General features: G+C 44.2%; 31 protein-coding genes and 2 riboswitches. Of the genes, 26 read left to right on the forward strand and 5 right to left on the reverse strand.

What is annotated here, in order from left to right:
- Positions 1–13 precede the first annotated feature (13 nt).
- The gene (locus tag MHN79_RS18640) at positions 14–361 is read left to right on the forward strand and encodes a gamma-glutamylcyclotransferase (protein ID WP_239174190.1); all 348 of its coding nucleotides are present in this window, start codon (positions 14–16) and stop codon (positions 359–361) included.
- 39 nt (positions 362–400) lie between these two features.
- On the opposite strand, the gene ppa is transcribed toward MHN79_RS18640, so the two are convergent.
- On the reverse strand, positions 401–928 hold the full coding sequence (gene ppa / locus MHN79_RS18645) for an inorganic diphosphatase (RefSeq protein WP_152429443.1): 528 nt from the start codon (positions 926–928) through the stop codon (positions 401–403).
- A 207-nt stretch (positions 929–1,135) separates the two neighbouring features.
- Positions 1,136–2,149 carry a class 1 fructose-bisphosphatase gene (fbp, locus tag MHN79_RS18650; protein ID WP_239174193.1) on the reverse strand — a complete coding sequence of 338 codons (1,014 nt, stop codon included), beginning with the start codon at positions 2,147–2,149 and terminating at the stop codon, positions 1,136–1,138.
- Positions 2,150–2,496: 347 nt separating this feature from the next.
- Between fbp and mpl the strand changes: the two genes are divergently transcribed.
- The 5 genes from mpl (at position 2,497) to thiQ (ending at position 7,976) form a co-directional block, all read left to right on the forward strand.
- A complete protein-coding gene (mpl, locus tag MHN79_RS18655; protein WP_239174196.1) occupies positions 2,497–3,846 on the forward strand; it encodes a UDP-N-acetylmuramate:L-alanyl-gamma-D-glutamyl-meso-diaminopimelate ligase in 1,350 nt (449 codons plus the stop codon).
- Between the two features lie 14 nt (positions 3,847–3,860).
- On the forward strand, positions 3,861–4,484 hold the full coding sequence (locus tag MHN79_RS18660; RefSeq protein ID WP_239174199.1) for a flavin prenyltransferase UbiX: 624 nt from the start codon (positions 3,861–3,863) through the stop codon (positions 4,482–4,484).
- A gap of 27 nt (positions 4,485–4,511) precedes the next feature.
- A riboswitch (TPP riboswitch) is annotated at positions 4,512–4,629 on the forward strand.
- A gap of 49 nt (positions 4,630–4,678) precedes the next feature.
- Positions 4,679–5,671, forward strand: a complete 993-nt coding sequence (gene thiB, locus MHN79_RS18665; protein WP_239174202.1) for a thiamine ABC transporter substrate binding subunit — start codon at positions 4,679–4,681, stop codon at positions 5,669–5,671.
- A gap of 9 nt (positions 5,672–5,680) precedes the next feature.
- Positions 5,681–7,282: a thiamine/thiamine pyrophosphate ABC transporter permease ThiP gene (gene thiP, locus MHN79_RS18670; protein ID WP_239174204.1), complete on the forward strand. Its 1,602-nt coding sequence runs from the start codon at positions 5,681–5,683 to the stop codon at positions 7,280–7,282.
- Complete coding sequence (thiQ, locus tag MHN79_RS18675) at positions 7,269–7,976, forward strand: thiamine ABC transporter ATP-binding protein (protein ID WP_239174207.1); 708 nt, start codon at positions 7,269–7,271, stop codon at positions 7,974–7,976. Before thiP ends, thiQ begins: the two co-directional genes overlap by 14 nt.
- A 76-nt stretch (positions 7,977–8,052) precedes the next feature.
- Here the strand turns inward: thiQ and yjgA are convergent, their stop codons facing one another.
- Positions 8,053–8,580 carry a ribosome biogenesis factor YjgA gene (gene yjgA, locus MHN79_RS18680; RefSeq protein WP_239174208.1) on the reverse strand — a complete coding sequence of 176 codons (528 nt, stop codon included), beginning with the start codon at positions 8,578–8,580 and terminating at the stop codon, positions 8,053–8,055.
- A 108-nt stretch (positions 8,581–8,688) separates the two neighbouring features.
- Here yjgA and pmbA point away from each other — a divergent pair, with 108 nt between their 5' ends.
- Positions 8,689–10,032: a metalloprotease PmbA gene (pmbA, locus tag MHN79_RS18685; protein ID WP_239174210.1), complete on the forward strand. Its 1,344-nt coding sequence runs from the start codon at positions 8,689–8,691 to the stop codon at positions 10,030–10,032.
- A gap of 70 nt (positions 10,033–10,102) precedes the next feature.
- Here the strand turns inward: pmbA and lysC are convergent, their stop codons facing one another.
- Positions 10,103–11,452 carry a lysine-sensitive aspartokinase 3 gene (gene lysC, locus MHN79_RS18690; RefSeq protein WP_239174212.1) on the reverse strand — a complete coding sequence of 450 codons (1,350 nt, stop codon included), beginning with the start codon at positions 11,450–11,452 and terminating at the stop codon, positions 10,103–10,105.
- A gap of 87 nt (positions 11,453–11,539) precedes the next feature.
- Positions 11,540–11,717, reverse strand: a riboswitch (Lysine riboswitch).
- Positions 11,718–11,902: 185 nt separating this feature from the next.
- Complete coding sequence (locus tag MHN79_RS18695; RefSeq protein WP_239174214.1) at positions 11,903–12,472, reverse strand: LexA family transcriptional regulator; 570 nt, start codon at positions 12,470–12,472, stop codon at positions 11,903–11,905.
- Between the two features lie 477 nt (positions 12,473–12,949).
- Here MHN79_RS18695 and MHN79_RS18700 point away from each other — a divergent pair, with 477 nt between their 5' ends.
- The 19 genes from MHN79_RS18700 to MHN79_RS18790 form a co-directional block, all read left to right on the forward strand.
- The gene (locus MHN79_RS18700; RefSeq protein WP_239174215.1) at positions 12,950–13,546 is read left to right on the forward strand and encodes a hypothetical protein; all 597 of its coding nucleotides are present in this window, start codon (positions 12,950–12,952) and stop codon (positions 13,544–13,546) included.
- A 630-nt stretch (positions 13,547–14,176) separates the two neighbouring features.
- Complete coding sequence (locus tag MHN79_RS18705) at positions 14,177–14,458, forward strand: hypothetical protein (RefSeq protein ID WP_114787512.1); 282 nt, start codon at positions 14,177–14,179, stop codon at positions 14,456–14,458.
- A gap of 76 nt (positions 14,459–14,534) precedes the next feature.
- Positions 14,535–14,975 carry a hypothetical protein gene (locus MHN79_RS18710; RefSeq protein ID WP_239174217.1) on the forward strand — a complete coding sequence of 147 codons (441 nt, stop codon included), beginning with the start codon at positions 14,535–14,537 and terminating at the stop codon, positions 14,973–14,975.
- 81 nt (positions 14,976–15,056) lie between these two features.
- Positions 15,057–15,623: a hypothetical protein gene (locus tag MHN79_RS18715; RefSeq protein ID WP_239174219.1), complete on the forward strand. Its 567-nt coding sequence runs from the start codon at positions 15,057–15,059 to the stop codon at positions 15,621–15,623.
- A complete protein-coding gene (locus MHN79_RS18720) occupies positions 15,598–16,326 on the forward strand; it encodes a phage baseplate assembly protein V (RefSeq protein ID WP_239174221.1) in 729 nt (242 codons plus the stop codon). Before MHN79_RS18715 ends, MHN79_RS18720 begins: the two co-directional genes overlap by 26 nt.
- A gap of 9 nt (positions 16,327–16,335) precedes the next feature.
- Positions 16,336–16,662 (forward strand): hypothetical protein, encoded by a 327-nt coding sequence (locus tag MHN79_RS18725; protein ID WP_239174223.1) that lies wholly within the window; start codon positions 16,336–16,338, stop codon positions 16,660–16,662.
- Positions 16,659–17,654 carry a baseplate J/gp47 family protein gene (locus MHN79_RS18730; protein WP_239174226.1) on the forward strand — a complete coding sequence of 332 codons (996 nt, stop codon included), beginning with the start codon at positions 16,659–16,661 and terminating at the stop codon, positions 17,652–17,654. Before MHN79_RS18725 ends, MHN79_RS18730 begins: the two co-directional genes overlap by 4 nt.
- The gene (locus MHN79_RS18735) at positions 17,635–18,810 is read left to right on the forward strand and encodes a phage tail protein (protein WP_239174229.1); all 1,176 of its coding nucleotides are present in this window, start codon (positions 17,635–17,637) and stop codon (positions 18,808–18,810) included. Before MHN79_RS18730 ends, MHN79_RS18735 begins: the two co-directional genes overlap by 20 nt.
- Positions 18,807–19,346 (forward strand): phage tail protein, encoded by a 540-nt coding sequence (locus MHN79_RS18740; protein ID WP_239174231.1) that lies wholly within the window; start codon positions 18,807–18,809, stop codon positions 19,344–19,346. The genes MHN79_RS18735 and MHN79_RS18740 overlap by 4 nt, the downstream gene beginning before the upstream one ends.
- Positions 19,346–20,173, forward strand: a complete 828-nt coding sequence (locus MHN79_RS18745) for a hypothetical protein (protein ID WP_239174233.1) — start codon at positions 19,346–19,348, stop codon at positions 20,171–20,173. Before MHN79_RS18740 ends, MHN79_RS18745 begins: the two co-directional genes overlap by 1 nt.
- 4 nt (positions 20,174–20,177) lie before the next feature.
- Positions 20,178–20,552, forward strand: coding sequence for a phage tail assembly chaperone (locus MHN79_RS18750; protein WP_239174235.1), 375 nt, complete (start codon positions 20,178–20,180; stop codon positions 20,550–20,552).
- A 207-nt stretch (positions 20,553–20,759) separates the two neighbouring features.
- A complete protein-coding gene (locus MHN79_RS18755) occupies positions 20,760–21,563 on the forward strand; it encodes a phage tail protein (RefSeq protein WP_239174237.1) in 804 nt (267 codons plus the stop codon).
- A 120-nt stretch (positions 21,564–21,683) separates the two neighbouring features.
- Positions 21,684–22,469, forward strand: a complete 786-nt coding sequence (locus tag MHN79_RS18760; protein WP_239174239.1) for a phage tail protein — start codon at positions 21,684–21,686, stop codon at positions 22,467–22,469.
- A gap of 12 nt (positions 22,470–22,481) precedes the next feature.
- Positions 22,482–22,712, forward strand: coding sequence for a phage tail assembly chaperone (locus MHN79_RS18765; protein WP_239174241.1), 231 nt, complete (start codon positions 22,482–22,484; stop codon positions 22,710–22,712).
- A 96-nt stretch (positions 22,713–22,808) separates the two neighbouring features.
- A complete protein-coding gene (locus MHN79_RS18770; RefSeq protein ID WP_114787496.1) occupies positions 22,809–22,997 on the forward strand; it encodes a hypothetical protein in 189 nt (62 codons plus the stop codon).
- On the forward strand, positions 22,997–24,160 hold the full coding sequence (locus tag MHN79_RS18775; protein ID WP_239174243.1) for a hypothetical protein: 1,164 nt from the start codon (positions 22,997–22,999) through the stop codon (positions 24,158–24,160). Before MHN79_RS18770 ends, MHN79_RS18775 begins: the two co-directional genes overlap by 1 nt.
- 12 nt (positions 24,161–24,172) lie before the next feature.
- Positions 24,173–24,640 (forward strand): phage major tail tube protein, encoded by a 468-nt coding sequence (locus MHN79_RS18780; protein ID WP_239174245.1) that lies wholly within the window; start codon positions 24,173–24,175, stop codon positions 24,638–24,640.
- Positions 24,641–24,708: 68 nt separating this feature from the next.
- On the forward strand, positions 24,709–25,239 hold the full coding sequence (locus MHN79_RS18785) for a phage tail assembly protein (RefSeq protein WP_239174247.1): 531 nt from the start codon (positions 24,709–24,711) through the stop codon (positions 25,237–25,239).
- 126 nt (positions 25,240–25,365) lie between these two features.
- A partial coding sequence (locus MHN79_RS18790) for a hypothetical protein (protein WP_239174250.1) occupies positions 25,366–25,863 on the forward strand: 498 nt, incomplete at its 3' end.

The following is a 25,863-nucleotide window of genomic DNA, read 5'->3' on the forward strand; positions in this document are numbered from 1 at the left end:
GTGAGATTGCAGGATGCAACATTTAGTTTTTGTCTATGGCACATTGAGGCAAGGAGAAAGAAATCATAATTATCTTTCAGGGAATCAATGTTTAGGCCAGTGTGAGACCTTTCCTCATTACGCCCTCTATGATCTTGGCTCATACCCTGCAGTAGTCGAAGGTCATGATTCTATCTTAGGTGAAGTGTACCTTATTGATGATCAAACGCTTAGCCATTTGGATCAATTAGAAGATGTGCCAGTTGAATACCGTCGCGATCAGATTGAAACTCCCTTTGGTCAAGCTTGGATATATATCTACCAAAACAGCAGTAAACTCGATACGCTCATTTCATCAGGAGATTGGTGCCAAAGGGTATAGTCTTGTTAAAAAAGAGCCCAAGAGGCTCTTTTACCAAAATTACTTTTGTGCGCGTTGGTAAGATTCGAGGATCTCTTTTCTTGCTGATTCGACATCTTCCCAACCGTCTACCTTGACCCATTTTCCAGATTCAAGCTCTTTGTAGCGTTCAAAGAAGTGGGTGATTTGTGCTTTAAGCAGTTCAGGTAAGTCTTGAACATCTTGAATATGATCATATTCTTTAGACAGTTTGCTATGCGGCACAGCGACCACTTTGGCATCTTCGCCAGACTCATCTGTCATTTTCAAAACACCGACAGGGCGGCAGCGAATAACAGACCCCGGCATTAAAGGGTGTGGTGTTGGAACTAGTACATCAACTGGGTCACCGTCGAGTGACAATGTGTGGTTAACGTAACCATAGTTACAGGGGTAAAACATAGGTGCAGACATAAAACGGTCGACAAATACAGCCCCTGATTCTTTGTCTACTTCATATTTGATTGGATCTGCGTTAGCTGGGATTTCAATCACCACGTAGATATCATCTGGAAGCGATTTGCCTGCCGGCACGTTATTTAAACTCATTTAGGTAGTTCCTTGTTTGTACTGACTTCTTCTAGGATCGGTTTTTTTACTGCAAAGCGTCGCTTAAAACCTTAAGGTGAGCCTTTGGAAGTACTGGGCTATATAAGATCGCAATACCTTACTGCTAAACTCGGTTTTTTGTAAACTGGATAAGGCGAGATTTGGTTCAAGAAAATGTTAAAAAGGCGCTAACTAGCGCCTTTTAGTTTAATCTTCTGGGTAATTGAGTAAAAATTCTTCTACTTTCTTAACCATGTTTTTAGAACCGACAAAGAAAGGTACACGTTGGTGTAATTCTGTTGGTTTTAGATCCATGATTCGATTTTGTCCATCTGATGCTGTGCCACCAGCTTGCTCAATAATATAAGCCATAGGGTTGCACTCGTAGAGTAGGCGCAATTTGCCATTAGGGTGGCTTTGAGTACTTGGGTACAAGTAAATTCCGCCCTTGAGCAGATTTCGATGGAAGTCTGCGACTAGCGATCCAATATAGCGAGAAGTGTAGGGCCTGTGTTCAGTTGGCTCGTTTTCTTGGCAATACTTAATGTATTTTTTTACGCCCATAGGGAAGCGAATGTAGTTACCCTCATTGATCGAGTAGATGGTTCCACCATCAGGTATCATCATATTCTCATGGGAGAGGCAAAAGGTACCTAAAGAAGGGTCATAGGTAAAACCGTTGACTCCTTTGCCCGTTGTGTACACCAGCATGGTGGATGAACCATAAATAACGTAACCAGCGGCCACTTGTTTATGTCCGGGTTGAAGGAAATCTTCCTGAGTTGGTGGTGTACCAATAGGAGAAACGCGACGATAGATAGAGAATATGGTACCAACAGAGACATTAACATCGATATTGGATGAACCATCAAGAGGATCCATAAGGACCACATACTTAGCATTTTTGTTGAGCTCTTTATTAAAAGCTACTGCTTCATCTTCCTCTTCACTTGCTACGCCACAAACTTGATCTCTGGCTTCTAACGCTGCTTTGAACTTATCGTTCGCGTAGACATCGAGTTTTTGCTGGTCCTCACCTTGGATATTCTCACTTCCAACGGCACCTGTAATATCGCCTAGACCAGCGGCGTTAATTTCACGGTTAACAATTTTGGCTGCAAGACGGATTGATGAAAGTAGAGATGACAAGTCACCGCTAGCGTGGGGGAAGTCCGCTTGTTTCTCGACGATAAACTCGCCAAGCGTGCGCATACCAGACATGGTTTTTCCTTTAAGTCGCTTCAATAGTAGGGTATTGGCTTTGGTGTTCTCTAACGGAGCACTCTATTGCCAAGCCTTATTCTAAAAGCTATTTCTTTTTATTGGTAATAAACTAATTGACCGAGATCTCGTTTTATCAGTTATGTAACAAAACTTTTCTCTCTAGTTTGCCAAAGTGTTTATTTTTGTTTTCATTATTCTGGATAAAAGTGATTCATTTCTGGTTTTGGTATGCTTGCTTGCTTATAGTTGTGGTTTTTCAACCAAAACCTAACCAAAGATTTTCGCATTTACGCGTATAATCACCATAATATCTAGTCAACTCTAACCTGGGGAGAAGGTTGTAGATGCATATTCATATCTTGGGGATTTGTGGCACTTTTATGGGCGGAGCTGCGGTTTTGGCTCGTCAGTTAGGCCACAAAGTTACTGGCAGTGATGCAAATGTTTACCCGCCGATGAGTACTTTACTTGAATCTCAGGGTATCGATATCATTGAAGGTTTTGATCCTTCTCAGCTTGAGCCCGCTCCCGATCTTGTTGTGATTGGTAATGCGATGAGCCGTGGCAACCCTTGTGTCGAACATGTTCTCAATAGCAATATGCGTTACACATCAGGCCCTCAGTGGTTGCAGGAGTTTCTTCTTCATGACCGCTGGGTGCTTGCGGTGTCTGGGACTCATGGCAAAACCACGACTTCAAGCATGTTGGCGTGGATTTTAGAAGAGTGCGGTTATCAACCCGGATTCTTGGTTGGAGGAGTATTAGGAAACTTTGGTGTCTCGGCCCGTTTGGGCGAAAGTATGTTTTTTGTCGTTGAAGCCGATGAATATGACAGCGCTTTTTTCGATAAGCGGTCGAAGTTTGTCCATTATCACCCTCGCACCTTGGTGATCAACAATCTTGAATTCGATCATGCCGACATATTCGATGATCTTGAAGCGATCAAGCGGCAATTCCATCATTTAGTCAGAACGGTTCCAGGCAATGGACGTATTCTTGTACCGCAAAATACAGACATTGATGATGTACTTGAGCGTGGATGCTGGAGTGAAAAAGAAGTCACAGGTTTGCAAGGTGACTGGCGAGCAGAAAAAATGCTGGCAGACGGCTCTCAATTTAAGGTGCTTTTCCAAGGTGTGGAGTCTGGTGTGGTTAAATGGGACTTGGTCGGAGATCATAATGTTGACAATGCTCTAATGGCGATTGCTGCTGCTCGCCATGTTGGCGTTGTACCAGAGCTCGCATGTCAGGCACTGGCTAAATTTGTTAATACTCGACGCAGACTGGAGCTAAAAGGCGAGGTCAATAAAGTTCGAGTCTATGATGATTTTGCTCACCACCCAACAGCGATTGAACTTACTCTTGGTGGATTACGTAACAAGGTTGGCAGTCAGCGTATTTTTGCTGTGCTCGAGCCGCGCAGTGCTACGATGAAAAAAGGCGTGCATAAAGATACACTGGCTGCTTCACTCGACCAAGCTGATGAGGTCTTCTTATATCAACCAGACAATATTGATTGGTCTGTTGCCGATATTGCAGAGCAATGTAACCAGCCTGCATATACGTCAAACAGTGTCGATACTATAGTTGATATGGTTATAGAGCGAAGTATGCCAGGCGATCAAATCCTAGTAATGAGTAACGGCGGTTTTGAAGGCATACAAGAAAAGTTGTTGGCCAAACTTGCCGAGTAAATGAACCTAGTAGTATGAATCAAATAAACAATAAAGCGATAACATTAGCCTTTACAGGTGCATCGGGAGCGCCATACGGATTGAGGCTTCTGCAATGCTTACTAGCCGCAGAGTATCAGGTTCACTTGCTGATATCTTCTGCAGCGAGAGTGGTGCTTGCCACTGAGCACGATATGAAACTGCCCGGCAACCCTCAAGCTATCCAAGCAACCTTGGTGGAATACCTTGGTTGCGATCCTGAACAATTGCATGTCTATGGTAAAGATGATTGGTTTTCACCTGTGGCATCAGGTTCTGCTGCGCCGAAACAGATGGTGGTTTGTCCTTGTTCTTCAGGCAGTGTTGCAGCAATTGCTCATGGAATGTCAGATAATCTTATTGAGCGAGCGGCAGATGTGGTCATAAAAGAGCGCGGCCAATTACTCTTGGTTGTGCGAGAAACACCGTTTTCGACTTTGCATTTGGAAAATATGCTCAAACTCTCTCAAATGGGCGTCACTATCATGCCAGCAGCACCTGGCTTTTATCATCAACCGTCTTCAATTGAAGATTTGGTGGATTTTATGGTTGCTCGAGTCTTGGATCATTTAGGTATAGAACAAAAGATGGTGCCACGCTGGGGATATGACTCTAGATAAATAACTCAATTCCCATTACAATTCGGTCAACACTCAACGGGGAGCTGGTTATCACTATTGGTGATAAGGCTGAGATAAGGTACTGCCTTGGACCCGTATACCTGAACCAGATAATACTGGCGTAGGAATTGAGTCAAAATATTTGTGATAAATGTTTGCTCAAACCTGTGCCGCTCAATCAAGGAGAGCGAGCAGTGAAAACCCTTCATAGCACTATGGCTTTAGCGCTATTTGCATCATTTTCTGCATCATCAGCGGATAATACATTAACCGTATATACCTATGATTCTTTTGCGGCTAAGTGGGGCCCTGGCCCTCAAATAGAGCAAGCATTTGAGGAAAAATGTCACTGCGACTTGAACTTTGTTGCTCTAGATGATGGCGTGTCAATTCTTAATCGCTTGCGTTTAGAAGGTAAAAATAGCAAAGCAGATATTGTACTCGGCTTAGATAAGAACTTAATGCCTGAAGCCAAGAAAACCGGTTTGCTTACTGAACATCAGGTTGATACCAAAACAGTCGACTTGCCTAATGGTTGGAGTGACTCAGTATTTCTGCCCTATGATTTTGGTTATTTTGCCTTTGTATATAACAAGGAAAAATTGTCAAAGCCTCCCCATAGTCTCAAAGAGCTAGTGGAATCTCGTGACGATCTTAAAGTTATCTACCAAGATCCGCGTACTTCAACGCCGGGTCAAGGCTTGATGTTATGGATGAAGTCTGTTTATGGCGATGCTGTCTCTCCTGCTTGGCAGCAGTTAGCGAAGAAAACAGTGACAGTGACGAAAGGGTGGTCTGAAGCCTATTCGCTATTTCTTGATGGTGAAGCCGATATGGTACTCTCGTATACCACATCTCCGGCTTATCACTTGATTGCTGAGAATGACGCAAAGTTTGCTGCTGCGGATTTTAGCGAAGGCCATTATACCCAAGTTGAAGTTGCCGCTAAGGTCAAATCATCAAAAAATCCTCAATTGTCTGACCAATTTATGGCCTTTATTTTGAGCGATGATTTTCAATCTCTGATGCCTACGGGTAACTGGATGTATCCGGTCACAGACGTCACTTTACCTGAGGGCTTTGACACTCTCACCATTCCCAATAAAGCACTGAGCTTGAATGAAGAAGAGGTGGCTCAAAACCGCAAGGCATGGATTAGAGAATGGCAAAGCGCTTTGACTTTCTAAGGGTACCTTTTGTATAAAATCCCCAAATTAGGACTCTGGGTCGCGATATGCATCGCGGCCTTTGTTATTTGTGCCATTGGCGCATTATTGTCTTTTACTCCTTCATTAGACGTGTCACAAATATGGTCTGACCCTTATTATCGACACGTCACTAAGTTCAGTTTCTATCAAGCTTCATTATCAACTTTGTTGAGTATTGGACTGGCTATTCCCGTTGCTCATGCTTTGTATCGAAATTCATTTGTTGGTAAGCAGTGGGTACTCAAGCTCTTTTCCTCCACTTTAGTATTGCCTGTGTTGGTTGGAATATTTGGCTTGGTGTCTATCTATGGCAATAAAGGCTTAATAGTTGAACTACTTGATTGGATTGGGTTTGCAGCGCCATTTTCTATTTACGGCCTTAAAGGCATTCTACTTGCCCATGTATTTTTTAATTTGCCCTACGCCAGTCGATTATTACTTATGGCACTAGAGTCTATTCCTTGTGAGCAGCACAAACTTTGTGCTCACCTTGGAATGACACATTGGCATAAATTTAAATGGATAGAATGGCCTAGGCTGCGTCAGCAGCTACCTCATGTACTTGGTCTGGTGTTTATGCTGTGTTTTACCAGTTTTGCGACTGTAATGGCACTGGGGGGAGGTCCCAAATCAACCACCATTGAATTGGCTATCTATCAGGCGATAAAGTTTGACTTTGACTTGCAAGCTGGAGCGATTTTGGCGTTATGGCAAATGCTTTTGTGCAGCCTTATTGCTTTCGCTGTGCATCGCTTGGCAAGGCCTATTTCGGTGACAGCTTCGACGCAAATTAGCGACCATTTCTCTCTATCCGCTTCGTGGAGATCTCGCATATGGGATGGCTTTTGGATTATCTTTAGCCTTTTGTTGGTGATACCACCACTGTTTATGGTGGTGTGGAGTGGATTAAATGCCCAAGCGGTCAAGGTGCTTAGCGACCCAGCGTTTTGGAATGCTTTGTGGACATCGTGCAAGATAGCGCTGTTGGCAAGTGGTTTTGCTCTTTTCGTTGGCATTGCTATTTTGTTGACCAGTCGACGTCTGAGGTTGAATACCAAAGCCCGTTTTGCTGATCAAATTGAACTGATCGGAACCATTATTCTAGTCACACCAAGTTTGGTTATTGCGACTGGAGTGTTTTTATTACTGCGAAGTTTTACGGATGTTTTCAGCCTAGGTTTTGTGGTGGTGGTGATGGTTAACGCTTTGATGGGATTGCCCTATGTGATCAAAACCCTATCCCAACCTATGTTGCATATTGAGCAACAATATCAATATTTGTGTGCCAGCCTTGGTATCAAAGGTTGGCAACGTTTTCGATTGATTGAGTGGCGAGCACTGCGCAGGCCACTGGCTCATGCATTTGCTATCAGTTTTATGTTTGCGATCGGCGATCTTAGCGCTATTGCTTTGTTTGGCAGCCAAGAGTTTCGGACTTTACCGCTGTATTTGTTCCAATTATTAGGAAGCTATCAAATTGCAGCAGCAGCTGTGGTTTCTCTTACTCTGTTGATTTTGAGTCTAGGTTGCTTTGCTTTGATAGAAAGCTTGTTCAAAGCTAACTCTAAGGTGAAATATGCTCACGTTTAAAGATGTTTGTTACCATTACCAACAAGATACCTTCCTGTTTGAATTAGATATTCAGCAGGGAAGCCGAGTTGCTGTTATGGGCCCAAGTGGTGCTGGTAAATCAACCTTATTGGCTCTCGCAGCGGGTTTTATACAACCAAAAAGTGGTGAAATTGTTGCTAATGGAGAGGATATTGTAAAACTTGAACCTTATCAGCGGCCATTTGCATTCTTGTTTCAAGAGCATAATTTGTTCGCTCACCTTAGCGTAAGAGAGAATATCGGTTTAGGCTTACATCCTGGCTTGAAGCTGAGCCAAGAGCAGCGTTTTATGGTTGAGCAAGCCGCCAAGCAGGTTGGTATCGACGAGTATTTGGATCGTTTACCCGAGCAACTATCTGGTGGCCAGCGCCAGAGGGTGGCGTTAGCCCGATGCTTTGTCCAGCCTCATCCTATATGGCTTTTAGATGAGCCTTTTTCAGCATTAGATCCCATGTTACGTGAAGAAATGCTCGCATTGGTCAATAAACTTGCAACCGAACGCAATATTACCCTTGTGATGGTGACCCATCATCTCAGTGATGCTAGAGCCATAGGATCACATTTTGCCTATGTCGATAAAGGAAAAGTCTGGGCATCAGGCAATATTGAGGATTTAACGCCCGAGCATAAAGACCCAATATTGAGTGAGTTTGTTAAAGCAGGGCAGGGTTGAAGTACACAACTAGGGCTAGCGATTTAGCACGCTAGCCCTAACTATTTATCAAGTTTAATGCTAAGTTCGTGGAGTATTAAAACTCTTCATCGTGGAGTGCTTTGAGCACTTGGAATATCTCGCGGTACGCTTTAGCAGTCTTACCCGCACTCTTTTCTTTTACCGCTTGACGCGCTAACTGGCGTAGTCTCTGGCGATCGGCTTGTGGGTAAAGTTCCAGTACGTCAGCAATCGCGTCATCGCCTTCTGTTAGCATACGATCGCGAAGCTGCTCTAACTTATGTAAGGCAGCGGTTGCTTGCGAGTGCTTGTTACGTACTTTGTCTAATGCGGCTTGCAAAGGTTCTGGGTCTTCAAAGCGCATCAACTTGCCGATATATTGAAGCTGACGTCTGCGAGCCTCGTTTTTAAAACGTTGCGCATCTTTAATGGCGTCTGCCAAGTCTTCACTGAGCGGAAATTTTTCAAGTACAGAAGGCTTTAGATTCACTAATTCTTCGCCTAGCTTCTGCAACTCTTCCATGTCACGTTTCATCTCAGTCTTACTGACCCAAATGATTTCTTCCTCTTCTTCCCATGGCGCTTTTTGGTTCTTACGTGCCATTTTTCTGCCTTAATTTAACTGTCTATTTCTCTATTTTAACAAGAATCATGGGGAGAAAGCGAAATTCTTGTTATCCTAGGAAGAATATACCTAAAGCATGAAGAAAATATGGACGTAAAACAGCAAATTGCTCAGCAAAGCGTTGAGCTCGAAGCCGTGGTTGCAAAAGCACTCGAAATGGCTGCGCAAAAATCCGATGGTGCTGAAGTCGCGATCACAAAGAGCACTGGATTAAGTGTTTCTACTCGGATGTGTGAGGTAGAAAATGTTGAGTTTAACAGTGATGGTGCCTTAGGTATTACTGTGTTTAAAGGGCAGCGAAAGGGCAGCGCTTCGACATCTGATTTGAGTGAAAAGGCGATACAACAAACGGTTTTGGCGGCGCTTGATATCGCCAATTATACTTCCGAAGACCCTTACGCAGGCCCTGCGCCAAAAGAGCTGATGGTCAAAGAAATACCCGATCTTGATTTATTTCACCCTGATACTCCTGACCCTGATCAGGCAGCGCAAATTGCGATACGGGCTGAGCAGCAAGCGTTATCACACAGCGACAAAATCAAACAAAGTGATGGCGCCAGCTATGACAGTCACTATGGTCTAAAAGTCTATGGTAATAGCCATGGTGTGCTGGCGAGTTATGCATCAAGCCGTCACAGCACCAGCTGCTGTGTTATTGGTGAAGGCAAAAGTGGTGTGATGGAGCGTGATTACAGCTATACGGTTGCGCGCTGCAAAGACGACTTGTGGACGCCAGAATCGGTTGGCGAAAAAGCGGCAGAAAAGACAATTCGTCGTCTTGATGCGCAAAAGCTAAAAACGGGACAGTATCCGGTTATGTTTGCTGCCGACGTTGCGACTGGCTTGCTTGGTCATCTCGTGATGGCAATCAGTGGGGGAAATTTGTATCGCAAGTCTTCTTTCTTACTCGATCGTTTAGGTCAGCAGGTTTTACCTAACTGGTTCAATATTTCAGAAAAACCTCATGTGCTGAGAGGACTGGCTTCAAGCCCATTTGATAGCGAAGGTGTGATAACCCAAGATCGCGAAATTATCTCCGATGGTGTGCTATCGACCTATCTTTTGACCAGCTACGCGGCGCGCAAATTAGATATGACACCAACAGGTCATGCTGGTGGTATTCATAACTGGTACGTGCAATCAACGGGACAAGACTTTGAGCAAATGCTTAAAGAGTTAGGTACAGGCTTTTTGGTTACTGAAGTGATGGGGCAAGGTGTCAACATAGTCACTGGAGACTACTCTCGAGGAGCGGCAGGCTTTTGGGTAGAAAATGGTCAGATACAATATCCGGTTTCTGAAGTGACAATTGCCGGCAATCTTAGCTCTATGTTTGACAAAATCGCAGCAGTTGGCAGCGATATCGAAACACGCTCTCAAATTCAGACCGGTTCTATTTTGCTAGAAAGTATGAAAGTGGCAGGAGACTGATAGTCTATCGGATATATTATCCAGTGATAAAAAAGGGTTGAATGTTCAACCCTTTTTATTTCAAGTGAATTTATTCGAACAACTGACTATGCAGTCTTTGAATCGCGAGCTTAGAATCGGCTTCATTGACCAAAAAGCAAAGGTTATGTGGACTGGCTCCGTAACAAATCATTCTGAGATTAAAGTCTTCAAGCGTGCCAAAAACGTGCTTTGCATAGCCCTTACTTTCACTCATCTTGTTGCCAATTAAAGCCACCAGACACAAGTTATGTTCTACTTCAACACTGCATAATTCTTCAAGCTCTTCGCGTACATCTTGTGGCAGTTGAGGCGCACCTCCTGCGGTATCAGTTTGATCCAAAGTGAGACTCACACTGATTTCTGATGTGGTAATTAAATCAACCGAAATCTTATGTTTGGCCAAAATTTCAAACACCTTAGCCAAAAAGCCATAAGCATGAAACATACGTGCGCTGCGTAGCGTAACCATTGTTTGATTGCAGCGCAGAGCCAGTGCTCGAAATAAAGGCGAATCTTCTACTTGGTGGCGAATCCAAGTGCCACCTTGATCTGGCTGCTTGGATGAGCCTACAAATACGGGAATTTCATGACGAATTGCAGGCACTAACGTCGAAGGGTGGAGGATCTTAGCGCCAAAGTTGGCCATTTCCGACGCTTCGCTAAAACTTATCTCCGAGATAGGCGTTGCCTTAGGGGCAATGCGAGGATCAGTGGTGTAAATGCCCGGAACATCCGTCCAGATCTCAAGACCTTTAGCTTCCACGGCTTCTGCTATCAGTGCAGCGCTGTAGTCACTACCACCTCGGCCCAATGTGGTCGTATTGCCTTGCTCATCTGAGCCAATAAATCCTTGTGTAACAACGATGTGCTCTTGGCACAAAGGGACCAATTTTGACTGAGCAAGGCTGTAGATGGTGTCGAGTTCGGGTTCGGCTTTACCAAAGGCGCTGTCTGTTCGTAGCACCTCGCGAATATCAAATCTACGAGCATTAATACCACGTTCTTGCATGAGTTTAGTGAGAAGATGAGTAGACATTAACTCACCGCAAGCAACGAGATGATCGGTTAGCTTTTTACTCGGTTGAATAGAGGCGGCTTCAGCCAAACTAGTGACGGTATCAAGGATTTCATAGATGTCACTGGCGGTTTTGGTGGCATCGCCTAGCTGACTAAGTACGTTTTCGTGGATAGTGGCAAGTTGAGTGAGAAGCTGGCTTCGATGATCATTGTCTGATACGCCATTGGCCAATTCAACCAATAGATTGGTAACACCAGAACAGGCACTAATCACAACCAGCCTTGTATTTGGTCTTTGCTCGACAATCGCCGCGCAGCGACTCATGGCCTCAAAATTAGCCACACTGGTTCCACCAAACTTAGCAACATTAAAATTGCTCACAGTATTTCTCCCAAAACTTCCTGAAAATGAATAGTAATCCTTTGCTTGAAGAGAGAATGAGCGAGTCGAGGAGCTTATTATTAGGGCGACCTCAGAAGCTCTTCACCAGACTGAGCTGGTGACAGTTGATGGGACTCAACCCAAGTCAACCGACAGATCAAAACCACATTCTTGATCTACCTCGGCACTACTCCCCCTCAGTGTTATGTATTGGAGTTGTGGCTCCACAAAACACCTACCTGGGTAGTGCTCCTCTTCTGCAAAATGCATAAATACAGTGATAATAACCACCGTACCTCTTGCATTGAACGTGTTTATGAGCAGTTTGTCAACGGAAACTTTAGTTGGATAATCTCTAAAGTGGCGATGAAAACCGATAGGTTTTCTACTTATTCAAGTAACTAAAAATAGTCGTGCTAGGGCTGTGTTTATCGCTTGGAAAATAGTTGATTAACCATGACCAACCCAGCCTACCACTCGGCCAACGACTTCTCCCTGATCGATAGTTTCAAACTCTCGGTTTGCGGGAATAAATTTACCGCGATATTTACGTCTGAAGTGGAAAGTGCCACCTGCTTTAACTATCACTAAAGTGTTATCACTGGCCGATTTCATTGGCTCTACGATAATAAAGCAGCCAATAGGGTAATTGATGGCAAAGTCTGCAGAGATCATTGCAGCATCACGAACTCTGAGAGCGTAGCTTTCCGGTTTAGCGCCATTGGGGTAAAAGGTCGAACCTTGTGAATCTGGCTGCTCTTTTTCTATGTCTGCCCAACTTAGAATATTCACGCTTTTGGTGTGATAACCATGCATTTCTTCCGTTTCCATACGGGTCACGAACTCGCCCAGCGTAGTATCCATTTTTTCGAGCGCACGCACCAGCACTTGGGTGGGTAAGTCACCCTCTCCCTGCTCAAACCTTCCTATTGTTGCGCGGCTTGCGATACCGACAAAATCTTTTTGCTTTAATTTTTTCGATTTGCGTATTGCTGTAAAAACCTGATGTGCATCTGGCATATGCTTTACTCCTATTTTTGAATCTAAACGCCCAACTCAGTTGTTTTACTCTAGAAAAAGAGTCCAGTATGCCTCTGGTTTATCCCAGTGGTGCTGTTGTTATTTTTTCGCTCGATTATAAAGCATCTTAGAGTAATAAGAATGCTTTTAGAGTTTTTTTACAGATAAAATCACTTTATGACACAAAAATAGTGCTTTTGATATGCTTATTATCCGATTTTCCATAGTGATGCTAAGGGTTATAACTGTGTTTTATTTGTTCTATTGCCTATAGATATTGCTATATAAAGAGTTATTATCATCTAGTTTACTTTATCTTAGCTGTTCAAAACAAAAAACAATGCAATAAAAGGCTCAAATTTGAGTTGTTTTGTTGATTTATTGATTTTTTGGATCTAATAATGACCCCCTATTGGTTCTTTGGTTTTTGTTTGTGCTCTTAATAGACAGATTCCATATTCAGTAAGGGGGAGTAACTTGACTAATTATGACCAACAGCAACTAGAGGAAACTCGTGCTTTGATTGCGCAGGCGCTGGCCATTTATCAACCACAAAGATCAAGTGCTGGCTTTGATGGTGCTATGTATAATATCGAGCGGCGTCCTGGTTCAAGAAGGCAGGGTGAACGTATAACAGATCCACTACACATCAAAGCCTCTCGTTCCAATAAGAGCGCACGGCTGAACTGTTCAGATGATGTGTTTGAGCACTTAAGGGTGCAGAGAGTTCTCAAGTCATTGCCTTCGCATCTAGCTAAGTGGTTGATCTATAAGTACGGTGAAAGTGCGGCTGATAGTCTAGTTCCAGAGTTAGTTAGCATAGTTGAAGGAGAGCTACCTATAGAAAATTGCCGTAAGCCAACTAAAGCTAAGATTAGGAATATGGTCTTTGAGCGTTTGACACGGCGTGAGTTTGTTGACTGTTTGCAACGTAATTTATTTGAAGCAATTGGTGTTAAAAAGCAGACATACTTTCAGTGTTATGCCAAGCATAACGATAGTATCACTGATCGGTTTCAAGCTCTCGATGAGCTATCGTTACGGACTTTTCAACGACAATTTTCGAATCATTAACTTGGCACTAGTGTGTATAAAACGAAAAAAGACTCATATGTGAGTCTTTTTTTGTTGCATTACCCTGACCTTGCATGATAGTATTTTGTCATCGTCGAAGAATTGTTAAGTTTTCACGATGACCAATCTAAACTGGCCAAGCCCCTCTTATCCATATGAGGGGCTTTTTTGTGAGCATTGCAAATAGATAACTGCATGGAGTTCTTAACTCTCTCTTTTATTTAATAGATAAGAGCTATTGTTTAAGTTAGGTTAGGCTGCTATCCCTTACAATGAGAATCAAGTATCAGTGTGGTATCTATGTCCGAGCCTGCGCTATCTAGTGTGAATTCATAATACTGATAGTCAAAACTAACTGTGGAAAGATTAGGTTTCTCTATTTTTATTTAAGGCTTTTACGTATTTATTTGGAGTTATTTTTGAATTAAAAACAAAAAAAGCTCAAATATGAGTAATTTGTTGTTGCATTATCCTGACCTTGCATGATAGTATTTTGTCATCGTCGAAGATTTCCTTAGTTATCACCATAACTAGACAAGACTTATCGACTTAAGTAAGCCCCTCTCGCCGCAGAGGGGCTTTTTTATCGGTATCGCTTTAATCACCACTCACACCCTTAAGTTGTAATTTATGTTAACGAATGATGAAGAGACCAATGGCTTTTGGCTGTTTGTTGCCGTTTTTATCATTGCGAGATTAGGCGTGATGTTAAAAAAGTCAGAGAAAATCTCACCTAAGATATTTTTTGCAGAAGTGTTTATTGCTTTAGCAATGGCATTTGGGGCGTGGCACTTAGGTTTGATGCAAGGAATGACATACAGCCAAATTGTTGTTTATGGCCTTTTCGGGGCGCTTGGGCATGTTCACATCATTAGATTTACTGTTCAACAAGCCTTTCGGAAAGATGTTTAACTTTTTTATGGAGCCCAAAAATCAAGGTAGATCTCACTACCTATCAATTGGATCCTAATCACTAGGAGCTGAATCAATGGAGCATGGCGCTTTGTCCTCACCACATCTTAAAGAAGCCTGTTTTCTCGTAGGAAAAGCATTTGGAGTTCGTAATTTAGGACACTTTCTGTATGAAATTACTCAAGTTGAGTCAAAGTCAGGTCAAAGAAAAAGTAAGTTTGGTGGGGTTTGTTCAATCTCTCACTATCAATTTGGATTAATGCAACAACACCACAGATTTTACCATCATCGTAAAGTGATTCTCAACTCGCTGGGTATCGACTTGAAGTCGATTAATTTTGCTCATTTATCCAATAACCCTCATCTCTCTTTGATCATAGTCGCCGCATGGTTGCTGGCGAATATCGAACGAGTGCCGAAAAGACGCTTGGACAGGGCTAGGTTATTTTCCAAGTGGTGGAGAGCGATGCCTTGTAGTGAATACATGGAAAAAACCTGTGATTTTCAGCTGGTTTGATCAATCTGGGTTTTGAATATTAACTGCGAAAGCGCCTGCGATAACGGCGCTTTTTTTATCTGTTGAAGTGAGGCATTGAAAATGAACGACATTTCTGACCTTGGTAATTATCTTGAGCGGCTTAACGCACTGCTTACCACCACCCTTGGGCAAAGCGTAAAGGTGCAATACTCAGAGGCACCAGACAGCCAACAAGTGAATAAGCCAATTGTTAGCTTGCCGCTGCCAAGTATCGAGCAATGCAATTACTTAGCCGATGACCGTTACCAGCATCTACTCAAAGTGACAATATTGATTAAGCCAGCTGTGAATCACGCCAATTCTACCCTCGCAGTGGCTAACGTGGCACACAAGATAATCACCTTATTAACTGGCCAGCTTTTTTTAGATCCTGCGCAAATGGGCAATAACGACGATGGCGAGAGTATGGCGCTTGACGCGGAGCTTGATTGCCTAGATGAGCCGCAAGCAATCAACGCAAAGCCCTTAGATTTAAGCTCGGAAATGATGGGCTATGCGATTCGATTTACACAAAAGGTCCGTTATGGAAGCCCGCAGCAGGAAACCTTCTGGGTTAAGTCATTAAACATCAAAGAAAGCAAAGGTGATGAGAAGGTGATCTATGAATTTGAACCAAGCAATACTTGATCTCATTGGCCGTGTGAACGGTTTAGAGCGCCAGCTTAGAAACCTTATTAGGCTCGGGCGGGTAAAGTCAGTATCCGGCGCAAAAGCTGTGATTGATTATGCGCCCAATAATGAGGATGACTATCTTTCACCGCCTATTCAGTGGGTGGCTTTTGAAGCAGGTGAGGTAATTAAATGGCGAGCGCCAAGTATTGGTGAACAAGTCATGGTGCTCAATTTATCTGGCGGTGTTGATGAAGCACACGCGATCGCTTTACCAGCGGCCTATTGCAGCGACTTCTGCCCCCAAGAAACGGATCCACGCAAAACCACGTTAAGCATTCTTGATGTGTTTAAAGTCACCGCAGATTTTGCGGGTAATTACTTGGTTGAAGCCGATAGCTCGGTCAAGTTTGTCACGCCGTCTTTCTCTGTCGATGCCTCAGAAGTTATTTCAATGCAGACCAAACAATATAACCGAAGTGCGAACACGGCTAACACCAAGGGCACTCAGTCACAAGAGGGCAATGTCAGCATCAAAGGCTCGCTTGATGTGAGTGACCAAATCAAAACGCCAGCCCTAGTGAGTTACGCACCGGGTGCGTTCTCCCTTGCAGGCAACGGTGCCAACTTCTCTGACGCTGTGATCGCCAATGTGAAATTTAGTACCCATCGCCACAAAGTAAACCGTGAAGGCTCGCCAACCGAGGTTCCTATTAATTAAGAGGTTATTATGCAACAAGGTATCGATCCTACTACAGGCCTAACCGTACGGGGCGCCAAGCAAGCAGAGTGCCGATTATTCAAAGCAATCACCACTCAGCTAGGTTCAAGAGAAAAACGGCGCGATGTCGGCGGCGAGTTTCGAAAACTTATGGGCCTTGCCAATGAGCACAATCGCATGCAAGCCATTAACCGCATTCACCGAATTATGGCTAATCCTGCCAATGATTTATCAGACATAGTTAACCCAAAAGTTGACATTCGAATACATGGGGCGGGCTTTCTGACCCGTATTAATTACACATACGACGGACAAAAACAGGTGTTGGAGCTATGAGTAAAATAAAAATCCCACAAATATTGACCGTTGAAAAATTTGAAGACATGCGCGAGCGGTTTATTAATGACTTTTTTCTTCCACATGCACAAAAGGAAGTGGGTAATGAAAATGCGCGTAATTTAACCGCGGGGCTGCGCAGCCCCAACGAGTCTGCTGCTCTTTTGCTTGATGCCATGATTTTATTTCGCCAACAAGAAACCCGTAACGATAACTACAAATACTTACAACACTTTGCAAAAACTGTTACTGACTCGGAAATGGTGGATGTGGTGGTTTCCCGCTTGGGTTTGAAACGTCAAGTTATTAAAGCTGGGGATGACACGGTCTCGCCTAACATTCCTGCTGTAAAGGAATCGGATGCCTCGTTACTGCATCGCTACAGCTTAGCACCCTATGGTTTGGCGACCACAGGAACCCGAAGTGGCTATAAATTCCATGCCATGACGCTGGGAGCGCGCCCTTTGATTACGATTTCTAGCGAGTCGGATAATGTGGTGACTCAACGCTTTGAGTTCGCGCCAACCGAGGGTGTGATTCGGCCTAAAGATGCTAAAGCACGGATGCTCAAAAAAAATTCAGGGGAAGTGGAAATATGCATACTCTCGCCTGAAGGCAATGGTCAAGCGAGCCAAACACTGCAAGATGCGGTGTTAGAATATTGTCGCCGCCCTGATATTGCCCAAGAGTCTGATCATATTAGCGTGCGCTCAGCCAGCATCAAGCCCTACAAGATTGTAATTGAGGCATGGGAAGAAACCGCGCCTACCCGTTTAATTGACGAAAAGGCGTTAGAGCAAGCGCTTAGAGATTACGCTGAGCAGCAGCATAAACTTGGCGAAAAAATCCAGCGCTCGCGGATAAGCCAAATTGCGCACAACCATAACGCCACCAAGCTCAACATTCTGCAGCCATCAGCCGATCTGGTGTGTGAATGGTTTGAAGCGCCGTATTGTCAGGAGGTGGACGTGCATGTCAAAGCCAATCGATGAGCAGACTCTTTTACCCGACAACCGCACCTCTTTTGAGCGTAGCTTTGAAGAGGGGTTTAAAAAACTGGTTAAAAGCCCTGAGGTATTAGTCGCTATTGTAGACCCTTGCATCTTAGGTAAAGAAACTCTGTCCAACTTTGAAGAGTGGTTTAAAACTCAGTTTAAAACTCAGGTTGAAATTAGAGAAAAAACTGAGAATAAATGCCCAGAGGTATTAGCCGTTATTGCAGACCCTTCTACCTCAAGCAAAGAAAATTTGCCCAGCTTTGAAGGGGTGGTTAAAACTCTGCTTAAAAGCCCGGAGGTATTGACCGTTCTTGCAGACCCTTGCGCTACAATCAAAGACATTCTGCTCAGCTTTGAAGGTGGGATTAAAACCCTGTTTGAAAGACCAGACGTAATAGCTGCTATTGCAGCACCTAGTCCCCCTAATAAAGAAAGTCTGCCCAGATTTGAAGAAGGGATTAAAACACTGGTTAAAGAGCTGGTTAAAAAACTGGTTAAAAGCACAGATGTGCTAGCCGCCATCGCAGACCCTTGCACCACCAGCCAAGAGATTCTGCCCATCATCGCCTCGGAGCGTGGAGTGAATGATTGGTTTTTTAGTGATACGGAAAAGCAAAAACGCGCGATAACCAGAGTCTCTTATTCGGTGCATCAAACCAGTGGGACCAATGCGGGGATTGAGCTGGCGCTGGAGGCGGTGGATTACTCTGCCAAGATTGAACATTGGACCAAGGTGCAAGGCGGTTTGCCCTACACGGTTTATGTTACGGCGCGGGCTAACACCAATCAAAATGTCACCAAAGAGCGGGCGCACCGCCTTATTGAGCGGCTAAACCATGTTAAATCTGAGCGTGATACGGTCGATTTGACCTTAGCTTACGATGTTGAACAAAAATTTAGAGTTCAGGCGGCGGTGTTGCCGAGAGTTAATATTCAGCCGACCAAAGCCCAAGTTAAGCTATGGCCAATAAGCACCAGTGGACGCGTTTCACTTGGCGCGGCTGGCGGTGCGCCCATTTCGGTTAGCCCCCTCTTGGTCAAAGCCAAGCTGGCTCAAACTAAGTTAAGCGGCAATGACTACTTGGGTTCAGCCCTTGGTCTTCACCCCCTATCTGTTAGCCCTATTTATATCACTGCGAGAACGCCATGACACTAGCCGTAACCATTACCGAGCACGGGTTAGCTGAATGTATCAGCGCCAAAGAAAAAGGATTGCATGCCAAGATCGAATGGATCTCGGCAGGCGATAGGGCCTATAGCCCAAGCCCAACCCAAACCAAGCTGCGCCGCGAAAAGCAGCGGGTAAAGATATCAGAGTACAAAGACACAGGTGATACCTCACTGCAATGCACCGCTAAATTTGCCGGTGATTCAGAATTTGCCATTCGAGAGATAGGCATTTGGTTAGCAAGTGGCACCTTACTTGGCGTGATTTCAGCGCCGGATAGAACCCTGAACTATAAAGCGGCCAAAGCCCAGGTGATCATTCCGTTTACCATGGACCTATCTGTACTGCCAACCGATTCGGTGCAGGTATCGGTTGGGGTGGAAAACCTTAATATTTTGATTGATAGCGAGATGATGAAAGATGCACTGGCGTTTATGCGCTCACAAGCGGTGCAAACTCAGCAATCTCATATGCTAATGCAACAAGCAGAGCGATTAAGACAACTGGAGACACACTAATGTCTGAAATTTTAAACCAATTGCAAGAGGTCAAACTGGCGGCGCAAGCCCAAACCGAGGCCAGTCAGGCGCAAACCACCGAAGTGGCCAATAAAATGGGTCACATTGACCAAACACTGCAACAAGCCAAACAAAGTTTTGATGCATGGAAATCGAGCACCAAAGCAGAAGAGATTGAAGGCCAAGGCCGATATGTGAAGGAACTCTTTGTTGATGGCGATAAAGATACCTTTTATCCGGTGTATTTCAAGATGCCTGCTGAGGAAGAAACTACTATTCAGATTCTTCGGCATTATCAATGGAATAGTGCTGATGGAAAGTTAGGTACACCAAGTGATTTTAATGACACTCATGTGGCCGCAGCTTTGGTGGTGCTTAAAGGGAAAGATTATCCTTGGAGTGGCAATGCCAACTACTTGCGTACTGTAGTGAATCGCCAGCGTTATCGCCAATGTGTGGCCAAAGTAGGTTTTTATGCTTGGTGTGAGGCCCAAAAGAAGGACTCAGACGGACCTGACTCAATGTACAACAAATCCAAAGTGGGTTATGAAGCAAGAACTCGGTCCGGTTTTATGCTTCGAGGCGGCAAGCTCCGCTACCAAATCTTCTCAAATAAACCTATTAAGTTTTATTTATATCAAAATGATGGAGAAGAGATTTATTCCCGTTCGGGCCGCGAAAATGTCAAATGGCTATCGAAAACGGTGTCTTTGGCAGAAGCTGAAGCAGGAGACTCGAACAATAATGTCCCACTTAACTACACAAGTTACGGTAAGGCTCAACCCGCCCCTTCATCATTAGAAGCTATGCAGTCAAGGGAAAAATAACACTATGATCAAACAACTTAACTTTCGCGGTGAAACACTTATTAATGTTCCCGCTGATATGCACATACTACTTGAAATGGGTTTATCTAAAGCCGAAGCAGAGCAAGCCCTTGGCGCTTATCAAGCAGAAAAAGAGCTTGAGAAAATACGCGCTTATCGTGCGCCGTTGCTGATTGAAGCGGATCACTTGGTCAATATTGCGTTGGATAAAGGCCTTGATATTAAGCCTGCACGCGACTATCGCCAAGCGCTTAGAGACATTACCGACAAGGCACAAGTGTTTGCTGACGTAGAGTGGCCGACAAAGCCAACCGATGTACAACCAGGGAGAATAACGAATCTTTTGGTGAAAGTTGGCGCAGTAAAACCGGCGCAGTAAAACCCAGCGATACCAAGTAACACCTTGGTCGACATCCGCTTTTGATATGACGGGGATAACCCCAAGCTATTATCTCTATCTTCTCAATACTACCGCCGACGTTGGCCTAACGGCGGACATCAATCACAAGGTATTGAGCGCTTTCTTATAGCAAGAGGGTTATCCCTGTCTATCCACACTACCTATTTTTACTAAAGTGAGAATGCTATGACACTAGCTGTCACCATCACAGAGCAAGGGTTAGCTGAGTGTGTGAACAAGAAAACCAAAGGAATTCATGCTGAGATCAAATGGATTTCTGTTGGTGACCGAGACTACACACCTAGCGCGACTCAAACCAGCCTGCGCAATGAAAAGCAGCGGGTTGAAATTTCAGAATACAGGGACACAGGAGAAGCATCACTACAATGTACCGCCAAGTTTTCCGGCGATAGCGAATTTGCCATTCGGGAAATCGGGATCTGGTTATCAAGCGGCACCTTGCTCGGGGTTATCTCAGAAAAAGACAAAACCCTCAACTATAAAGCCACCAATGCACACGTTATTATCCCGTTTACCATGGACTTATCGGCGCTGCCGACCGATTCAGTCAAGGTCAATGTTGGGGTAGAGAATCTTAATATTCTCATCGATGAAGACTTCGCGGCGCTAAGCGCCAGTGTGGTCAATAATCAGGCTCAATCGTTAAAGCAAGAGCTGCGTATGCTTGAGTCAGAAAAGCAACGCGATGAGTTCGCTGGGCAAGTTAACCAAACGCTTGAAAATCAAACCACCCATTTGCGCAGTCTTGATAGCCAGCTAGAGCGCTTTCAAGCTCGTATCAATGCCGCTTTTACTGCGCTAAGCACAAGCTTAGTCAATATCCAAGCCAATGATATTCAGCGGCTGCTGGACTTGCTCGCAGCTAATAAAGAGTACAACCAGTTTACTTGTCATATGCATGAGCAGCTCGAAAGCCACTCAACAAAACTAGAATACCTCGCCGAAGACTTCTACAGGTCTCGTGAGTAATTAAACAATGATTTTACCAGTTTGGCCGAAGGCCATGTCTCGACTCAGCTGAGTGTCATTAAGCAAGAGCTGCGACTCAACGTATTAGAAAGTCGCATTAAATAACCACAAATAAGGAATATGATGGCCAATACAAGCGAAATAACCAACTTAATTAGCGAAACGACTAAATTAACCCAAATTGTGAGAGATAAAGTTTCAGATATCGATAATAAAGTCGCCAGCGCCGAGAGTGATTTTCAAAATTTTAGTCAAAGTGTGGTCGATAACACCGGCTTTACCGCGATGAATTACAACCATGACTTTTTAGACACCCATGAACTTGAAGCAAATGCTCATGGTCATAAAAACGTGTATCCCATAGGGATGGGGATAAATAAAGTGTTGCGTAACGACTGCTTTAAAACTGAAATCATTAAAGTACAAAGTGGTGTTAGCCCAGAAAGCCGCGATGAAGAAGCGAAAAAGCTCCTTGACTTTATGGGTATCACACGAGGACGTTTGCACTTTAGCCGAAGTTTCAATATATTAAAAATGACGGTGCTCGATACATCATTTCAAGATAAGCTACATTTCGACTTTTACATTCCCGATCGACACATAAAGTATAGCCCATCGGTTACCTTTATGGCGTACGCCAAAATTAAAGGTACCTCGAAAGTCAAGTGGTTAAATGTCAAACAAAAAGATGAATGGCAGCAAATAATAGAACATAGATCAAGCGATGACCCTGGTTATTACACAAATATCGACCATGATTTTGCTGATGCCAGTGTGGGTGATGTACTTTATTTGGCCCTGCCGACCATTTGTACTGGGTACTTTCCAGAATCAAAAAAACACGGCGTGCTATACAGCCCGAAAACCGAGTTGATCCGTAAAATCAATAAACTTCACCCAGCATAAGGAAAATATGTAATGACAATGTTAGTTGTAACTCACCGTGGCCTTGTGGCAGAAGATTGGGTTGAATCGATTGAAAAGCGCGATCAGCTTATGTTTGAAGCCGATAAGCTGGTTAATACCGCTTTAGATAATGGCCTCGATGCTGCGCCGTTTCGCAAATATCGCCAAGAATTGCGCGATATTCCTCAAACCTTTACTGATGCTAAAGAGATTATCTGGCCGCAAAAACCCACGCTAGAGTAAATATAAACCTATGACCGCGTTAAGCGGTTTTTTTATATCTAACTATCAACTTTGGCCCTGCACTTTTGCAGGGCTTTTTATATGGAGCAAATGCCAATGGCAAGCAAAAAAGCCTCAACCTCTCGCGCTAAGGGAGAAAACGATCCGCGTGATTACCGAATGCTGGTGGAAAAGCGCATTCTTCAACGCTGGCGCGAGCCCGGTGAGATCATCAGTTTGATGCCTTCTCAAGCTGAATACCACCTAATGAATAATACCCTTGAATTAAACGAAGAGAGTAAATAATGGCAACGATAACCACACAAACTCATAACGGGATTTCTCTAGAAGTGAGTGAACCGCTAGGCCCTATGGGCGGTGTAGATAATCAGCTTGGTGGCTTTATTGGCACGACCAAACACAAGAGTGAAAACGTTAGCTATGGCGAGCCAGTGAAAATTCGCACCCTTGCTGACTTAGCACTGATTGATACAAGAGAAAAGCCAGCTGGCGTTTTGTATAACAGCGTCAAGTATTTTCTAGAAGTGGCTCAGGTGCCATGTTACGTCATTCTTTGCCCAGAAGGTACAAACGAAGCAAAAACCCTTGAAAATGTGATCGGTGGTGTTTCACCGGAAGGTCGTTTAACAGGTATTCATGCCTTTAAAGCCTGTCCTGAAGCGCCAACCAATATTGCCGCGCCCGGTTTTTACAGTAAAGAGGAAGATACTGAACTGGCAATCGCTAATGCACTGGCTGGTGTTGCAGATCAGACTTACTGTGAAGCTTGGGTTGATGGCCCCAACACTAACACGGAAGCGGCGAAGGCGTTTGCTGCACGGCTTGGAGGGGACCAAAAGCGTGTATGGTGTTGTGATGTTAATGGTGAGCGCTGGGATCACGCTATTCCAGCGTCTGTGATTGGTATGGCGGCGCGATGCAGCGTTAAACCTTCTCAAACACCAAATGGTGCTTCGACGCCTTTGGATGATATTTCACGTATTGTCGGATACCGCGTGAATGATAAAAACAGTGAAGGGGTTGAGTTGAATAAGGTCGGGGTATCGGTGACGATTCGCGATCCCAATGGCGGCTTGATGTTCCTTGGCACTCGCACCGCTGATGGCAGTTTTGGCAATATCATTGGGATTGAAAACCAGTTGTGCCGCGAGCTCATTAAGTCGCACCGCGACACAATGAAATACAACCTAGACTTTGATTTCTTTAAACAGCGCATTGCTCAGTTAAGCAACTGGCTGTCAAGCCTACAAGCTGATGGCGAGATCATCGGCGCGCGATGCTATCTGCATGAAACTCGCAACAACTTGCAAAGATATAAAAACGGCGAATGGGTCTTGGTTATCGATTGGGGCGCCTATCGTCCAAATGAGCACTCAATTATTGAACTCAATCAAGACGATGAACTGCTTAAAGTATACGTCGACGACGCAATTAAAACATTCGGTTAATAAAGGTTAAATATGTCTAATAGAGTTACTCACGCGAGAAAACTAACGCTGCCAGGCGGTATTAAAATCACTAACAACATGGAAGAGTTCACGCCACCAAAATACACCAAGGTGTATGCGGATGTGCCGGGATCTTTTATGGGCAAGAAAGTGTGTGTTGGCTACGAAGCCTCTGAGTGGTCAGTCACCATTAAAGGTGAAATGGCTGCGGTAGTAAAAAGCGCACTAAAAGATGCAGATAAAACTGTCATCATCTACAACGAAAATGGTGTCAATAAACATAAACGTTATGACGCTGAGCACACAATGACAGGCGAAGTAGTAGTTGAATATGCCGCAAATAAGATGCGTGAGCAGCAAACGCTAACCCTAACGGGGCAAATCACTAAGCATTTGTGGAAAGAAAACGGTAACACGCTTGCCGACGTTGATATTGACAATGGTCGATACATCATAGGCGGTAAGCAATTTAACGTTTAATCCATTTATTTACCTGACTAAAGGCCGCCCATGGGTGGCCTTTTTTATACCAGAAAAGAGACACGAGCATGAGCCAGACTCACTATCTAGAACGCACTTTCACGCTTTTAAAGCCCGTTGCAGACCACCGCCAAGTCACAGTAAAACCTATGAGCCGTCAATCGAGCATGGAGATAGAACCTAAGGGAGACACTTTTACTCAAGAAGAGAAAGAAGCTTTAGTGATGGCCTCTACCGGTTTGAATCAAGAAGAGCTTGATGCCTTATCAAGTCCAGATTGGCTGACACTGTATAGTGCATCGTACGATTTTTATCATCAAACAGGCTACCAATTGGCGGGTGAAAAACAAGCTGATACCACCAAAGACGCGATCCTCTTTTTCAGTGGTGAGCGAAAAGTATCGTTAGAACTTCCTACGCTCAAACTATCCAAAATGGCCGATAAAATGAGTGATGATATCAAGCGTGCTTGCTTTATTTTGGCCAATCTGACTGAGCTAGAAGAAGCAGAGATCATGAACTTACCCCTGCCTGATTATCGCAGCCTTGTCAGTGCAGCCTCACATTTTTTAACCAAACCAGCGGCTTACTTTCAGTAAAGAGCGTTGAAACCATTTTAGATATTGTGCCCTTGGCGGGCTATTGCGCCACGGATGCACTTGAGTGGACAACGGAAATTGCCTTAAGGCGTTACGAGCTAGCTTTGGCTCATTTGGGGGTGAAGCGTGGATAAAAAAACACAACCTGGCATCACCATAAGCGCACAACAGGTGGTCGCTGGAATTGAAAAATTAGCAACAACTCAGCGTGGGTTACTTGACGCCCTTAAGCGAGTCCAGAAGGAATTTGAAGCTGGTGAAAAGCAAACGAGTCGATCCGAAGCATTAACTGATGACTATACTGCGGATTCATCACAGCAAATAGGGCTTGAGCTAACTCAGCTCAAACCATTGAATGAAAAACTGCAGTCGCTGGGCGTTAGCACGGGAAGCTTGGTTCAGGCAATAAAAACGGTTGAGTCGATAGTAAAACAGTCAAGCCTCAAGATTGGTCGAGATAAAAGTCGCCGTAGGAAAAATGCTGTAAAACATAGCTCAGAGCGAAGAGATACGAGTGCTTCGGCGATAGCCAATGGCCTTGAAGATACCGCTCAGCTAACGGGTTTTGCAAGCGATATGTTGGCGTCTTTGGGCATTGAGGAACTAGACTCAGTCACCCAAGGT

This window comes from Vibrio sp. Of14-4 (assembly GCF_022347625.1).
GTDB lineage: Bacteria > Pseudomonadota > Gammaproteobacteria > Enterobacterales > Vibrionaceae > Vibrio > Vibrio pristinus.

Coding starts and splice junctions, on each gene's coding strand:
- MHN79_RS18640 (WP_239174190.1), top strand. CDS start 14: ATGCAACATTTAGTTTTTGTCTATGGCACATTGAGGCAAGGAGAAAGA.
- ppa (WP_152429443.1), bottom strand. CDS start 928: ATGAGTTTAAATAACGTGCCGGCAGGCAAATCGCTTCCAGATGATATC.
- fbp (WP_239174193.1), bottom strand. CDS start 2,149: ATGTCTGGTATGCGCACGCTTGGCGAGTTTATCGTCGAGAAACAAGCG.
- mpl (WP_239174196.1), top strand. CDS start 2,497: ATGCATATTCATATCTTGGGGATTTGTGGCACTTTTATGGGCGGAGCT.
- MHN79_RS18660 (WP_239174199.1), top strand. CDS start 3,861: ATGAATCAAATAAACAATAAAGCGATAACATTAGCCTTTACAGGTGCA.
- thiQ (WP_239174207.1), top strand. CDS start 7,269: ATGCTCACGTTTAAAGATGTTTGTTACCATTACCAACAAGATACCTTC.
- yjgA (WP_239174208.1), bottom strand. CDS start 8,580: ATGGCACGTAAGAACCAAAAAGCGCCATGGGAAGAAGAGGAAGAAATC.
- pmbA (WP_239174210.1), top strand. CDS start 8,689: ATGGACGTAAAACAGCAAATTGCTCAGCAAAGCGTTGAGCTCGAAGCC.
- MHN79_RS18695 (WP_239174214.1), bottom strand. CDS start 12,472: ATGCCAGATGCACATCAGGTTTTTACAGCAATACGCAAATCGAAAAAA.
- MHN79_RS18705 (WP_114787512.1), top strand. CDS start 14,177: ATGTTAACGAATGATGAAGAGACCAATGGCTTTTGGCTGTTTGTTGCC.
- MHN79_RS18710 (WP_239174217.1), top strand. CDS start 14,535: ATGGAGCATGGCGCTTTGTCCTCACCACATCTTAAAGAAGCCTGTTTT.
- MHN79_RS18715 (WP_239174219.1), top strand. CDS start 15,057: ATGAACGACATTTCTGACCTTGGTAATTATCTTGAGCGGCTTAACGCA.
- MHN79_RS18720 (WP_239174221.1), top strand. CDS start 15,598: ATGAATTTGAACCAAGCAATACTTGATCTCATTGGCCGTGTGAACGGT.
- MHN79_RS18725 (WP_239174223.1), top strand. CDS start 16,336: ATGCAACAAGGTATCGATCCTACTACAGGCCTAACCGTACGGGGCGCC.
- MHN79_RS18730 (WP_239174226.1), top strand. CDS start 16,659: ATGAGTAAAATAAAAATCCCACAAATATTGACCGTTGAAAAATTTGAA.
- MHN79_RS18735 (WP_239174229.1), top strand. CDS start 17,635: ATGTCAAAGCCAATCGATGAGCAGACTCTTTTACCCGACAACCGCACC.
- MHN79_RS18740 (WP_239174231.1), top strand. CDS start 18,807: ATGACACTAGCCGTAACCATTACCGAGCACGGGTTAGCTGAATGTATC.
- MHN79_RS18745 (WP_239174233.1), top strand. CDS start 19,346: ATGTCTGAAATTTTAAACCAATTGCAAGAGGTCAAACTGGCGGCGCAA.
- MHN79_RS18750 (WP_239174235.1), top strand. CDS start 20,178: ATGATCAAACAACTTAACTTTCGCGGTGAAACACTTATTAATGTTCCC.
- MHN79_RS18755 (WP_239174237.1), top strand. CDS start 20,760: ATGACACTAGCTGTCACCATCACAGAGCAAGGGTTAGCTGAGTGTGTG.
- MHN79_RS18760 (WP_239174239.1), top strand. CDS start 21,684: ATGATGGCCAATACAAGCGAAATAACCAACTTAATTAGCGAAACGACT.
- MHN79_RS18765 (WP_239174241.1), top strand. CDS start 22,482: ATGACAATGTTAGTTGTAACTCACCGTGGCCTTGTGGCAGAAGATTGG.
- MHN79_RS18770 (WP_114787496.1), top strand. CDS start 22,809: ATGGCAAGCAAAAAAGCCTCAACCTCTCGCGCTAAGGGAGAAAACGAT.
- MHN79_RS18775 (WP_239174243.1), top strand. CDS start 22,997: ATGGCAACGATAACCACACAAACTCATAACGGGATTTCTCTAGAAGTG.
- MHN79_RS18780 (WP_239174245.1), top strand. CDS start 24,173: ATGTCTAATAGAGTTACTCACGCGAGAAAACTAACGCTGCCAGGCGGT.
- MHN79_RS18785 (WP_239174247.1), top strand. CDS start 24,709: ATGAGCCAGACTCACTATCTAGAACGCACTTTCACGCTTTTAAAGCCC.